Here is a 14,403-nt window from a genome sequence, read left to right as displayed (position 1 = left end):
ATAGCATCAGTTAAGGCCCCGAAATGGTCTAGTGCGACAGTTTTTGCACTGTCGCTGTCAATGTTTGTCTTGCTAGTTCTCACAAGACGTTATAATCCGCTTTCTTCCGAAAGCCTATTTGTAATTATGTTCAAACGACTTCTTGCGATTCTGGCCGGTTTGGTCATTGGTGGGGCCGTGCTGGCAGCCGGTGCGGCAGCCATTGCCATCATCATAACCTACCCGCGTTTGCCAAGTCTTGATGTGCTGACGGATTACCGTCCAAAAATTCCACTGCGCGTCTACTCGGCAGATGGCCAGTTGCTGGGAGAGTTCGGTGAAGAGCGCCGATCGTTCGCCCGCATCCATGAAGTCCCGCAACTGATGAAACAAGCACTGCTGGCTGCCGAGGATGAAAGATTCTATCAGCATAGCGGCATCGACTACATGGGTGTAATGCGTGCTGCCGTCGGTAATCTGGTGTCCGGTCATGCCCGTTCCGGTGCCAGTACCATCACCATGCAGGTGGCCAAGAATTTCTTTCTTTCCAGTGAAAAGACTTTCACACGTAAGTTTAATGAAGCTTTGCTCGCTTTCAAAATCGAACATACGCTTTCCAAGGATCAGATTCTCGAGTTGTACTTCAACCAGATCTATCTTGGGCAGCGCGCTTACGGTTTTTCGGCTGCTGCACAAGCTTATTTCGGCAAGCCCATCACCGACCTGAGCGTTGCCGAAATGGCCATGCTGGCCGGCCTGCCCAAGGCACCTTCCGCCTATAACCCCATCGTCAATCCGGAGCGTGCCCACCTGCGTCAGCAGTATGTGCTGCGCCGCATGCGCGAGTTGAATTTCATTACCCAGGATCAGTATGACGCGGCCATCAAAGAGCCGCTGCATCTAGCCAGCGCCAGTGTTGACGGCAATCAGCCGGCCCTGTACGTGGCGGAAATGGTCCGTCAGGCCATGTACGAACGCTATAAGGATGCTGCCTATACCGAGGGTTACAAGGTCTACACCACGCTGGACAGCCATCACCAGCAATGGGCTTATGACGCACTGCGTGCCGGCCTGATCGATTTCGACCGCAAGCAGGGTTACCGTGCCCCGGAAAGTTATATCGATCTGGCCTCGGCAGAGGGAGAAGACCAGACCGAAGTGCTGGACGATGCACTGTCTGAAATTCGCGACAGTGGCGACATGCAGGCGGCCATCGTGCTGTCTGCCAGCCCGTCCGAAGTGCGCGCCTACCTGCGCGGCGGCAAGGTGGCGGTCATCAAGGGGCCGGGCCTGGAGTTTGCCCGCCGTGCGCTCAACCCCAAGCTGGCAGCGGATAAACAGATTCGCCGCGGTGCCGTCATCCGTGTGCGTGCCAATGACAAGGGCTACTGGGAAATCGTACAGATGCCGGATGTCGAAGGGGCATTCGTGTCGATGGACCCGCGTAGCGGTGCCATCAAGTCGCTGGTGGGCGGCTTTGACTTCAACCGTCGCAGCTTCAACCACGTGACCCAGGCCTGGCGTCAGCCGGGCTCCACCTTCAAGCCCTTTATCTATTCGGCCGGTATCGAACGCGGCGTGACGCCGTCCACCATGTTCAACGATGCCCCGCTGACCGTGCCTGGTGCGCCGGGTACCGGCAATTGGGAACCGAAGAACGACGATGGCAAATTTGCCGGCCTGATTACCCTGCGCCGCGCGCTGACCCAATCCAAAAACCTGGTGTCGGTACGCTTGCTGATGGCGCTGGGAACCGATTATGCCCAGCAATATATCCAGCGTTTCGGCTTCTCGCCCAAGCAGCATCCGGCCTACCTCACCATGGCGCTGGGGGCCGGTGCGGCCACGCCGCTGCAGATGGCGGAAGGCTATTCGGTGTTCTCCAATGGTGGCTACCGCATCAAGGCCTACTTCATTGACCGCATCGAAGACCAGTCCGGCCATGTACTGGCCAAGACCCAGCCTGCGGTGGCCGGCCAGAATGCCACGCAGGCCATCGACCCGCGCAATGCTTTCATCATGACTTCCATGCTGAAAGATGTGGTGCGCTATGGTACGGCAGCCAAGGCAATGAGCCTGGGCCGCATGGACCTGGCAGGCAAGACCGGTACCACCAGCGACTGGAAGGATGCCTGGTTTGTCGGCTTCAACCCCAATCTGGTGGCAGCCACCTGGGTGGGTTACGACCAGCCGCGCTCGCTGGGCCGTTACGGTTACGGCGGTACCGCCGCGCTGCCGGTGTGGATGAACTACATGGCCAACGCGCTCAAGGGCGTGCCGGAAGTGGAACTGCCAGTGCCTGCCGGCATCGTGGTGAAACCGGGTGCCGGTCAGCGTGGTGGTGACGAGTACTACTACGAAGAATTCCAGAAGACCAATCCGGAACTGAAGATTGACAACCACGGCAGCATTCCGGGCGGTAACGCTTCTGATGCTGCGGCAGACGACCCTGCCGCGAAAGATCCGAATGCGCCTGCTGCCAAGGATGCCGTGGAGAACGTAAAGGAAATGCTGTTCTGAGCCAGATTGCAGTCCATCACAGCCCACCCCGTCCAGGGTGGGCTTTTTCATGTCTGTTTGGCGGTCACATCCGGCAGGATGTAGCGGATGCCGGACGATTAACAACTATAAACAGCTTGTCGATAGGCAAGGACAGGGCGATTCCTTATCATCTCAGCCTGTTTGCTGCTTTGCATCAGGCTTGTCGATCCTGACTCCGCTGACAATTTAAGCTGCTCCTTTCCCGGAAAACCAATATGTCTGCCGCTCCTGCCAAATCCACCCATACCTTGCGCAATGTTTCCCTGTTACTGCTGGCACTGGCGGCTGGTGGCTGGTGGTGGAGCAGTCACCGCAGTGCCGCACCGGATGCAGCCGCACCCAAGCGCGGTGGCAGCCCGGTAGCCGTGGCGGTGGCCCCGGTGATGCAGCAGGATGCGCCCTTGCAGCTGGGGGCCCTGGGCACGGTGACCGCCACCAATACGGTGACGGTGCACAGCCGGGTGGATGGCCAGTTGATGGCCCTGCATTTTGAGGAGGGTCAGCTGGTACAGAAAGGCCAGCTGCTGGCCGAACTGGACCCGCGTCCCTTTCAGGCTGCGCTGACTCAGGCCGAAGGCCAGCTGATGCGCGACCAGGCACTGCTGCAAAACGCCAGGCTGGACCTCACCCGTTACCAGCAGCTGCTGGCGCAGAACTCCATTGCCAAGCAGCAGGTGGATACCCAGCAGGCGCTGGTGGCCCAGTATCAGGGTACGGTGAAGCTGGATCAGGGCGCCGTGGCCACCGCCCGTCTGCAACTGGATTACAGCCGCATCACCGCGCCCTTGTCCGGCCGTGTCGGCCTGCGTCAGGTGGACCTGGGCAATATCGTGCACTCCAGCGACAGCAACGGCGTGGTGGTGATTACCCAGACCCAGCCCATCAATGTGTTGTTTGCCGTGCCGGAAACCAGCCTTGGCCAGGTGCTGACCGCTGCGCGTGCCGCCAAGGGCAAATTGCAGGTGGAAGCCTGGGACCGTGACAACCGCCACAAGCTGGCCGATGGCGAGCTGCTGGCCATCGACAACCAGCTGAGCACCACCACCGGCACGGTGAACCTGAAGGCGCGCTTTGCCAATGCGGATGCCGTCTTGTTCCCCAACCAGTTTGTCAATGTGCACCTGCAATTGGGCGACCAGCCCGACGCAATCGTAGTCCCCAGCGTGGCCTTGCAGCAGGGCAAGGTGGGCAGCTATGTCTACACGGTGAATCCGGACCAGACCGTCAGCATCAGCAAGGTGAAAACCGGTGCGGTATCCGGCGACAACACCATTATTGAAGAAGGCGTGAAGCCCGGTCAGAAAGTGGTGGTGGATGGCCTGGACAAGCTGCGTGAAGGTGCGCAGATCAAGGTGATCGACCGGGCCATGCAGAATGCAGCCGATGGAAATGGCAAAGGCAAGGGCCGGGGCAAGCCGCATGCCGCCAGTGGCAGCTGGGGCGGCCAGCGCCAGCACGCCTCTGCCGCCAACTAATCGCGGGATGACGGCATGAACCCTTCACGTCCCTTTATCCTGCGGCCGGTGGCCACCACCTTGCTGATGCTGGCCATCCTGCTTACCGGTCTGGTGGCCTGGAAGCTGCTGCCGGTATCGGCCCTGCCCGAGGTGGACTATCCCACCATCCAGGTGGTGACCCAATACCCCGGTGCCAGCCCGGAAGTGATCACCTCGTCCATTACCGCGCCACTGGAGCGTCAGTTCGGCCAGATGCCGGGGCTGACCCAGATGTCGTCCACCAGCTCGGGCGGGGCATCGGTGATTACCTTGCAGTTCAGCCTGGAATTGACGCTGGATGTGGCCGAACAGGAAGTGCAGGCCGCCATCAACGCGGCGGGTAACCTGTTGCCCAGCGATCTGCCCAATCCGCCGATCTACAGCAAGGTGAACCCGGCGGATACGCCGATTCTCACCATCGCGGTCAGCTCGGACACGCTGCCGCTGACCAAGCTGGAAGACCTGGTGGATACCCGGCTGGCGCAAAAGCTGTCGCAAGTGCCGGGCGTGGGGCTGGTCAGCCTCAGCGGCGGCCAGCGACCTGCGGTGCGCATCCAGAGCAATCCCAAGGCACTGGCCGCGCGTGGCCTGACACTGGAGGACATCCGCACTGCCATCAGCAATGCCAATGTGAACCAAGCCAAGGGCAGTTTTGACGGCCCGCAGCAAGCCTCCACCGTGGATGGCAACGACCAGCTGAAGTCGGCCGAGGAATACCAGAACGTCATCATCGCTTACCAGAACGGCGCAGCGGTGCGCTTGCGCGATGTGGCCAAGGTCGTTGATGCGGCAGAAAACATGCGGCTGGCAGCCTGGGCTGGTACGACGCCGTCCATCATCCTGAATGTGCAGCGTCAGCCGGGGGCCAATGTCATCCAGGTGACCGACCGCATCAAGGCCTTGCTGCCGCAATTGCAATCCACCTTGCCCGGCGCGGTGGATGTGAAGGTGCTGAGCGACCGCACCGTCACCATCCGTGCCTCGGTGGAGGATGTCGAGTTTGAACTGATGCTGGCTATCGGCCTGGTGGTGATGGTGATTTTCGTGTTCCTGCGCATTGTGCCGGCCACCATCATTCCTGCCGTGGCGGTGCCGCTGTCGCTGGTGGGGACGTTTGGCGTGATGTACCTCACCGGTTTTTCCATCAACAACCTCACCCTGATGGCGCTCACCATTGCCACCGGCTTTGTGGTGGACGATGCCATCGTGATGATCGAGAACATTGCCCGCTACATCGAGGAAGGCGAAAAACCGATGGCGGCGGCGCTAAAGGGCTCGCAGCAGATTGGCTTTACCATCATCTCGCTCACTTTCTCGCTGATTGCGGTGCTGATTCCGCTGCTGTTCATGGGCGATGTGGTGGGGCGGCTGTTCCGTGAGTTTGCCATCACGCTGGCGGTGTCCATCCTGATTTCGGCTTTCATCTCGCTCACCCTGACACCGATGATGTGCGCGCGTCTGCTCAAGCATGTGCCGGAAGAAAAACAGGGCCGTTTCTACCATGCCAGCGGGGCTTTCTTCGACCGCATCATTGCCCGTTACGGCCAGATGCTGGGCTGGGTGCTGGAACGGCAAAAGCTCACCCTGCTGGTGGCACTGGGCACCTTGCTGCTCACCGTGCTGCTGTATGTGGCGGTGCCCAAGGGCTTTTTCCCTTTGCAGGACACCGGCGCCATCATGGGCAGCAGCGAGGCGGCGCAGAGTATTTCTTTCAGCGCCATGGCGCAGAAGCAGGAACAACTGGCCCAGGCCTTGCTGAAAGACCCGGCGGTGGACAGCCTGTCGTCCTTCATCGGGGTGGATGGCAATAATGCCTCGCTCAACAGCGGCCGCCTGCAAATCAACCTCAAGCCCAAGGGCGAACGTGATGACATCCGCACCGTGCTGGCCCGCCTGCAACAAAGTGCCGCCAGCGTGCCGGGCATGTCGCTGTATTTGCAGCCGGTGCAGGATTTGTCCATCGATACCCGTGTCAGCCGCACCCAGTACCAGTTCACCCTGCAGGCCACCAATCCCGACGACCTGTCGCAATGGGTGCCCAAGCTGGTGCACAAGCTGAACCAGCTGCCGCAACTGGCGGATGTGGCCAGCGACTTGCAGGACAAGGGCCTGCAAGCCTATGTCAACATCAACCGCGATACCGCCGCCCGGCTGGGCGTCACCACCGCAGCCATCGACAATGCGCTGTACGACGCTTTTGGCCAGCGGCTGATTTCCACCATCTTCACCCAGACCAACCAGTACCGCGTGGTGCTGGAAGTGGACGCGCAGAACCAGCAAGGCCCGCTGTCGCTCAAGGGCATCTACGTGCCCACCGCCAGTGGCGGCCCGGTGCCGCTGGATACGGTGGCCAGCATCGAGCAGCGCCCGACCGCGCTCACCATCAACCATCTGGGGCAGTTCCCCACCACCACCATCTCGTTCAACCTGGCCAAGGGCGCGGCACTGGGCCCGGCGGTGGAGGCCATCCGTCAGGCTGAAGCCGAGCTGGGCATGCCGGCCAGCCTGGATACCAGATTCCAGGGCGCGGCGCTGGCCTTTCAGGCTTCACTCAGCAACACGCTGTGGCTGATCCTGGCGGCCATCATCACCATGTATATCGTGCTGGGGGTGCTGTACGAGAGCTATATCCACCCCATCACCATCCTGTCGACGCTACCCTCGGCCGGTATCGGTGCCCTGCTGGCCTTGCTGGTGTCCGGCAACGACCTGTCGGTGATTGCCATCATCGGCATCATCCTGCTGATCGGCATCGTCAAGAAAAACGCCATCATGATGATCGACTTTGCGCTGGAGGCCGAGCGCGAGCAGGGCATGAGCCCGCGCGATGCCATCTACCAGGCCTGTTTGCTGCGCTTCCGTCCCATCCTGATGACCACCATGGCGGCGCTGCTGGGTGCGCTGCCGCTGATGCTGGGCAGTGGCATGGGGTCTGAATTGCGCTCGCCGCTGGGTGTCACCATGGTGGGCGGGTTGCTGGTCAGCCAGGTGCTGACGCTGTTTACCACCCCGGTGATTTATCTGGCCTTCGACCGGCTGGCCCGGCGCTGGCGGCGTCCAGGCCATGCCGCTGACGATGACCAGGCAGAGGCCGAGGCATGATTCCGTCCGCGCCCTTTATCCGGCGGCCCATTGCCACCACGCTGCTGACGCTGGCCATCCTGCTGGCGGGCTTTCTCGCCTTCAAGCTGCTGCCGGTGTCGCCCTTGCCGCAGGTGGATTTTCCCACCATCTCGGTCAGTGCCAAGCTGCCCGGTGCCAGCCCGGAAACCATGGCGTCCACCGTGGCCACCCCGCTGGAGCGGGCGCTGGGGCGTATTGCCGGGGTGACGGAAATCACCTCGTCCAGCTCGCTGGCGTCCACCCGCATCACCTTGCAGTTTGACCTCAACCGCGACATCAACGGTGCCGCACGCGATGTACAGGCAGCCATCAACGCGGCCCGGTCGCTGCTGCCCACCGGCATGCCGTCCAACCCGACCTACCGCAAGGTGAACCCGGCCGACGCGCCCATCATGATCATCGGCCTGACCTCGGACTCGCTCACCCGCGGCCAGATGTACGATGCCGCCGACTCCATCCTTGGCCAGAAGCTGGCGCAGGTGGAGGGCATTGGCGATGTGAATATCGGTGGCGGCGCACAGCCGGCAGTGCGGGTGGAAATGAACCCGCTACAGCTGAACCATTACGGTATCGGCATGGAAACGGTGCGCGCTGCCATCACCAGTACCAATGCCAACCGGCCCAAGGGCTTTGTCGAGGACGGCCAGCGTCACTGGCAGGTACAGGCCAATGACCAGGCCGGCAAGGCCAGCGACTACCTGCCGCTGGTGGTGAGCTACAAGAACGGCGCGGCAGTGCGCCTGTCCGACGTGGCCGAGGTAAAGGATTCGGTACTGGATGTGCGCAATGCGGGTTTGCTGGGCAAGCAACCGGCGGTGATGATCATCCTGTTCCGCCAGCCGGGTGCCAACATCATCGAAACGGTGGAGCGGGTGAAGGCCTTGCTGCCGCAGTTGCAGGCGTCCATTCCCGCTGCCATCAAGATGCAGGTGGTGATGGACCGCACTTCCACCATTCGTGCCTCGCTGTCCGAGGTGGAGCGCTCGCTGCTGATTTCCATCGCGCTGGTCATCCTGGTGGTCTTCCTGTTCTTGCGTAATGGCCGCGCCACCGCCATTCCTGCCATCACCGTGCCGGTATCGCTGGTGGGCACTTTTGCCGTGATGTATCTGTGCGGCTTTTCGCTCAACAACCTCAGCCTGATGGCGCTGACCATTGCCACCGGTTTTGTGGTGGACGACACCATCGTGGTGCTGGAAAACATTGCCCGCCACATCGAAAACGGCATGAAGCCCTTCCAGGCCGCGCTGCAGGGCGCGCGTGAAGTGGGCTTTACCGTGCTGTCGATGAGCATTTCGCTGATTGCGGTGTTCATTCCCATCCTGATGATGGGCGGCATCATCGGCCGCCTGTTCCGCGAGTTTGCCGTCACGCTGTCGGTGGCCATTCTGGTGTCGCTGCTGGTGTCGCTCACCACCACGCCCATGTTGTGTGCGCGCTGGCTGAAAAGCCATGGCGAACACAAGCCGGGCCGCCTGTTTGTCTGGAGCGAGCGCATGTTCGACGCCATGCTGGCCGGCTATCGCCGCAGCCTTGGCTGGGCGCTGCGCCACGGCCCGCTGATGATGCTGATGCTGGCGGCCACCATCGCGCTGAATGTCTACCTGTACGTGATTGTGCCCAAGGGCTTTTTTCCGCAGCAGGACACCGGCCGGCTCACCGGCATGATCAAGGCCGACCAGAGCATTTCCTTCCAGGCCATGCAGCAAAAGCTGCAACGCTTTATCGACGCGGTAGGGCAGGACCCGGCAGTGGACAAGGTGATCGGCTTTACCGGCGGCGGCCAGCGCAACACCGCCAATATGTTTGTCAGCCTCAAGCCGCTGGGCGAGCGCACGGAAACGGCCGATCAGGTGATTGCCCGCCTGCGCAAGCGGCTGGCGCGCGAGCCGGGGGCGCAGTTGTTTTTGCAGTCGGTGCAGGACATCCGCGTGGGTGGACGGGCGGCCAATGCCCAGTACCAGTACACCCTGCAAGGGGATGATCTGGAAGAGCTGCGCCGCTGGACGCCCAGGGTACAGCAGGCGCTGCAAAAACTGCCGATGCTGGCCGATGTCAGCAGCGATCAGGAAATCAAGGGCCTGCAAACCACGCTCACCTTCGACCGTGACGCCATGGCGCGCCTGGGCCTGACCCAGTCGCAAGTGGATGCCGTGCTGAACGACGCTTTCGGCCAGCGCCAGGTGTCCACCATCTACAACCCGCTCAACCAGTACCACGTGGTGCTGGAAGTGGCACCCCAGTTCTGGCAAAGCGCCGAAGGCCTGCGCAGCATCTATCTGCAAACCACCACCGGCCAGCCGATTCCGCTATCGGCCTTTGCCCGCTGGCAGCCCACCAATACCGCGCTGGCGGTGAACCACCAGAGCCAGTTTGCTGCCACCACCGTGTCCTTCAACCTGCCGCCGGGCAGTTCGCTGTCCGACGCTACCGCCGCCATCGACAAGGCGACCGCGGACATCGGCCTGCCATCGTCGATACACGGCAGCTTCCAGGGTACGGCCAAGTCCTTCCAGGATTCGCTGGGCAGCCAGCCGGTGCTGATTCTGGCGGCCATGGTGGCGGTGTATATCGTGCTGGGCATGCTGTATGAAAGCGTGGTGCATCCGCTCACCATCCTGTCCACGTTGCCGTCGGCCGGGGTAGGGGCCTTGCTGGCGCTGCTGGCTACCGGTGGCGAATTCAACATCATCGCGCTGATCGGCGTACTGCTGCTGATCGGCATCGTCAAGAAAAACGCCATCATGATGATCGACTTTGCCCTCAGTGCCGAACGCGAGCAGGGCCTCAGTTCGCACGATGCCATTCTGCAAGCCTGCCTGCTGCGCTTCCGCCCCATCATGATGACCACGCTGGCCGCCCTGTTTGGCGCATTGCCGCTGGCACTGGGGCATGGCGATGGAGCCGAGATGCGCACCCCGCTGGGCATCTCCATTGTCGGTGGCCTGCTGCTCAGCCAGTTGCTGACGCTGTACACCACGCCGGTGGTTTACCTGTATCTGGACCGTTTCCGCCTGTGGTGCCAGCAATGGCGTGACAACTGGCGCAGCCGGGCTGCTGCCGCACACAAGGAATGACACGCATGTCTGCATTCACCCCGTCCCGGCTGGCACTGGCCGGCCTGATCAGCCTGCTGCTGGCAGGCTGCGCCATCGGCCCGGACTATACCCGGCCCAAGATGGACATTCCGGCAACGTACAAGGAAGACGGCCGCTGGAAAACCGCCACCCCGCAAGATGCCGCCCCGCGTGGCAACTGGTGGGCGGTGTATCAGGACCCGCAGCTCGATAGCCTGATGGACACTCTCAACCGGCAAAGCCCCACCATTGCCCAGGCCGAGGCCAATTACCGTAATGCCCGCGCCTTGCTGGATCAGGCCGAAGCCAGCCTGTGGCCCACCATCAGCAGCACCGCCAGCAAAACCCGCGGGGTGACAACGGCGGGCGGCAGTGTCAGCAATCAGTACAATCTGTCCGCCAGCGCCAGCTGGGAAGTGGACCTGTGGGGTACGGTGCGCCGCGCGGTGGAGGCGGGCAATGCCAAGGAGGCGGCCAGCGCCGCCCAGCTGGCGTCCATCCGCCTGAGCAGCCAGGCCCAGCTGGCTACTGCCTACCTGCAACTGGTGGCGGCCGATGTGCAGCTCAAGCAATTGCAGGACAGCGAGGCCAATCTGCTGCAAACCCTGCAGCTCACCCGCAACCAGTTTGCCGTGGGCATGGTGTCGGATGATGCCGTGGCGCAGGCGGAAAGCAGCTGGAAAACCGCTCAGGCCGCCCGCGTGGACAAGCAGCTGAGCCGTGCCCAGCTGGAGCACGCCATCGCCGCCTCGCTGGGTATGGCCCCGGCCAGCTTCACGCTGCCGGTCAGCAAAACCCTGCCCCATCTGCCACAACTGCCAGCCGGCCTGCCGTCCACCTTGCTGGAGCGCCGTCCGGACATCGCGGCGGCGGAGCGGGCGGTGGCACAGGCCAATGCCGAAATCGGCATTGCCAAGGCAGCGTTCTTTCCCACGCTGAACCTGACTGCCAGCGGCGGCTACAAGAGCAGCAGCTTTGCCGACTGGGTAAGCCTGCCCAACCGTATCTGGAGCGTGGGGCCGCAACTGGCACTCACCCTGTTTGACGGTGGCTTGCGCCGCGCACAGACCGCCGCTGCCGTGGCCAGCTACGACGCCAGCGTGGCCAGCTACCGCCAGACCGTGCTGAGTGCATTTCAGGCGGTAGAGGACAATCTGTCGGCCCAGGCACTGTTGGACGAGGAAATGCAGTACCAGCAAGCGGCACTGGCCGCGGCGCAGCGGGCGGAAACCATTGCGCTCAACCAGTATCGCGCCGGGGTGGTGAGTTATCTGAATGTGCTGACCGCACAAAACAGCCGCATCAGTGCCGAAAACAGCCTGTGGACCCTGAAAAACCGCCAGTACACCGCCAGCGTGGCCTTGATTGCTGCGCTCGGTGGTCAGTGGTAGCTTTGGCCGTTTTTCCCGCAAAAACAGCCCGTCACGACGGGCTGTTTTGTATCAGGCAAGCCGCTGGCTGAGGGGACTCAGAACGGCCTTCTGCCGCTGATGGCACCGGGGGACTGCACGCTCCATTCGCTGATCACCAGATAGCCATCCTGCACGGCAAACAGCATGGACAGGTCCACGCTGCGCAGCAGGGTGCCGGGCGTGTGGCTGTGTGGCTCCAGCCAGCCGTGGGCGCGATGCACCACAAAACCCACGCCATTGGCCTCGGCCAGGCAGTTGATATCGCCAAAGGCGCGCAACTGGCGCAGGACGGCGTCCAGCGGGCCTCGCAGGTTCAGCGTGCGCTCGGCATCGCTCCAGCGTGGCCAGTAGCTGCCAGCTCCTTGCGGCCTGGCCTGTTGCCACAAGCTGGTGAAATCCGCGATGACGCGGCGGCCCAGTTGCTCCAGTGCCAGTTGGCATTTCCACTCCAGCGTGGCCAGGGTTTCGTCGGGGCTCAGGGCAAACAGTTGCTGATCCAGCAGCGCGCCGCTGTCAAAGCGCGGCTCCACCACATGGCAGCTCACCCCCCATTGGCTGCGTTGCTCCAGAATGGCGCGTACCAGCGGAAACGGCCCGCGTGCCTCAGGCAGCGGCGAGGGGTGGAAGTTGACCGCACGGGGCAGGTAAGGCCGCCAGTCCGGTACTTTCCAGTCATAGCTGCCCAGCAGCAGGGCTTCGCAGCCCTGGGCGGCCAGTGCGGCCAGATCCGCCTCGGTCATTGGTGACAGCTGCACGGGAATGCCCAGCCGGGCCGCCTGTTCCACCACCTGCCGGTTGTCGTGGATCTTGCCATCCAGCGGGCAGGTGAAGATTTTCAACGGCTGCCAGCCTGCCAGCAAGGCAAGGTCCAGCAGCACCTTGAAGCGGTCGGTCAGGGTAATGGCAAAGTGCATGGCGGCATCCGGGCGTGAATCAGGCTGACAGATATACCAGCTTGTCGGCCTGTCGGGGCCGGACTGGCAAACACCTTAACAAATCTGCTCAGCATGCTCCGGCAGACGGCGGCGGGGCCGGATGTACGCTGCCAGCGCCATCACTGCTGGCTGGTGTGGCGGACACCGCCGGTTTGCGCAGGCGGCTGGGGCGCAGCTGACCACTGGCTTCCAGCGCCGGATAGGCTGTGGCGCACAGATGGGAGTGGATACGCTTGAAGTCACGCAGGATATCCAGATGCAGCGAGCTGGTTTCCATGCTTTCCAGCCTGCCTTCGCGCAGCCGTGCCATATGGCTTTCGGCGGCTTGCATTTCCAGTTCGCGCACCCGGGTTTTTTCGTCCAGCAACTGGCGTGCCGCCTTGACGTCGCCGGTCAGGAACACGGAGAAGGACAGCTTGAGATTGTCGATGATCAGGCGGTGAAAGGCCTCCAGTTCCTGCGCCCCTTCGCGCGAGAACTGCAGCTGATGCTTGATCTTCTTGTTGGCCAGCTCCATCAGGTTCTTGTCGATGATGTCGCCGATATGCTCTAGGTTGATCGACAAGGCCATGATCTCCATCGCCCGCCGCCCTTCGGCCTCATCCAGGCTGTCGCGAGTCAGCTGCACCACGTACAGCTTGATGGCCTCGTACAGGCTGTCCACCGCGTTGTCGCGTTGCGAAACCGCCAGTGCCAGCTTGCGGTCATTGCCCAGCAACACCTGCATGGATTCGCGCAGCATGGTTTCCACGATATCGCCCATGTGCAGGGCCTCGCGGGCGGCACAGGCCAGCGCCACGCTGGGCGTGCCCTGTACGCTGGCATCCAGATACAGCGGTTGCGCCGGGTCATCCGCGGCCTTGCTGTCCGGCAGCCAGCGGCACAGCAAGCGCGACAAGGGCTGGATGGGCGGCAGGAAAACCAGCGCCACCACCACATTGAACAGGGTGTGGAAGTCCGCTGCCAGCCGCGCCGGATTGTCCTCCAGCTGGCCCAGCCAGCCCAGCAACGGGTCCAGCAAGGGCAGGAACAGCGCACAGCCTGCCAGCCGGGTGAGCAGATTACCCGCCGGCAGTCGGCGGTGCGCCGGATTGCTGCTGGACAAACCTTCGATGAAGGGGTTGAGCGCGCTGCCCAGATTGGCACCCAGAATCAGCGCACAGGCGGCCAGTGGCGGAATGAAGCCGGAATAGGCCAGCGACATGGTGAGCAAGACTGTGGCCACACTGGAATGCGCCAGCCAGGTCAGCACTGCGCCCAGCAGCAGGGTAAGCAGCGGCTCGCCGGTAATGGCCGACAGGATTTCGCGCACCAGCGGCGCGTTTTCCGCCGGCGCCAGGCTGGTGAGCAGCAAGTGCAGCGACAGCAGCATCAAGCCCAGGCCAATGGCCACCCGGCCCAGGTCACGCCCCCGGGCATCACTGCTGCGCTTGAAAGCCACCACACCCAGCACCAGCAACAAGGGCGAGATGGCGGAGGAGTCAAACGACAGCAGCTGCACAATCAGCGTGGTGCCGACATTGGCCCCCAGCATCACCGCCAGCGCCGGGGCCAGCTCCACCATGCCGGAGGCAGAAAACGATGACAGCATCAGCGCGGTGGCAGTGCTGCTTTGCAGCAGGGCGGTAATGCCCAGCCCGGCCAGAAAGGCCTGCAGGCGGGTGCGCAATACCGTGGCCATGACCCGGCGCAGGCTGGCACCAAAGGCGCGCACGATGCCGCTGTGCACCATGTGCAGGCCCCACAGCAATAGCGCCACGCCTCCCATCAGGTCCAGCAGGATGGAAGTCACCATATTGTTCTCCCCGACGATGTGCTGCCTGCGTCAGCCCGCAGCAGG

Annotated in this window: 7 protein-coding genes; 5 read left to right on the top strand and 2 right to left on the bottom strand. The window is 62.5% G+C overall.

The window, feature by feature from the left end; all coding sequences use genetic code 11:
• Positions 1-60 precede the first annotated feature (60 nt).
• The 5 genes from AWT75_RS03175 (at position 61) to AWT75_RS03155 (ending at position 11,607) form a co-directional block, all read left to right on the top strand.
• Positions 61-2,499 (top strand): penicillin-binding protein 1A, encoded by a 2,439-nt coding sequence (locus tag AWT75_RS03175; protein WP_239689441.1) that lies wholly within the window; start codon positions 61-63, stop codon positions 2,497-2,499.
• 236 nt (positions 2,500-2,735) lie between these two features.
• Positions 2,736-3,995 carry an MdtA/MuxA family multidrug efflux RND transporter periplasmic adaptor subunit gene (locus AWT75_RS03170; RefSeq protein WP_062787248.1) on the top strand — a complete coding sequence of 420 codons (1,260 nt, stop codon included), beginning with the start codon at positions 2,736-2,738 and terminating at the stop codon, positions 3,993-3,995.
• 15 nt (positions 3,996-4,010) lie between these two features.
• Positions 4,011-7,118, top strand: a complete 3,108-nt coding sequence (locus tag AWT75_RS03165) for an MdtB/MuxB family multidrug efflux RND transporter permease subunit (RefSeq protein ID WP_062787245.1) — start codon at positions 4,011-4,013, stop codon at positions 7,116-7,118.
• Positions 7,115-10,216, top strand: a complete 3,102-nt coding sequence (locus tag AWT75_RS03160) for a multidrug efflux RND transporter permease subunit (RefSeq protein WP_062787241.1) — start codon at positions 7,115-7,117, stop codon at positions 10,214-10,216. The genes AWT75_RS03165 and AWT75_RS03160 overlap by 4 nt, the downstream gene beginning before the upstream one ends.
• Positions 10,217-10,221: 5 nt before the next feature.
• On the top strand, positions 10,222-11,607 hold the full coding sequence (locus tag AWT75_RS03155; protein WP_062787237.1) for an efflux transporter outer membrane subunit: 1,386 nt from the start codon (positions 10,222-10,224) through the stop codon (positions 11,605-11,607).
• Positions 11,608-11,684: 77 nt separating this feature from the next.
• On the opposite strand, the gene AWT75_RS03150 is transcribed toward AWT75_RS03155, so the two are convergent.
• Positions 11,685-12,542 (bottom strand): formyltransferase family protein, encoded by an 858-nt coding sequence (locus AWT75_RS03150; protein ID WP_062787234.1) that lies wholly within the window; start codon positions 12,540-12,542, stop codon positions 11,685-11,687.
• A gap of 88 nt (positions 12,543-12,630) precedes the next feature.
• A complete protein-coding gene (locus AWT75_RS03145; RefSeq protein ID WP_062787231.1) occupies positions 12,631-14,358 on the bottom strand; it encodes a Na/Pi cotransporter family protein in 1,728 nt (575 codons plus the stop codon).
• Positions 14,359-14,403: the final 45 nt, after the last annotated feature.

This window comes from Aquitalea pelogenes, assembly GCF_001515305.1.
Lineage (GTDB): Bacteria > Pseudomonadota > Gammaproteobacteria > Burkholderiales > Chromobacteriaceae > Aquitalea > Aquitalea pelogenes.
Note: the sequence above shows the minus strand (reverse complement) of the source record. Positions and strands in the feature narration are given on the sequence as shown.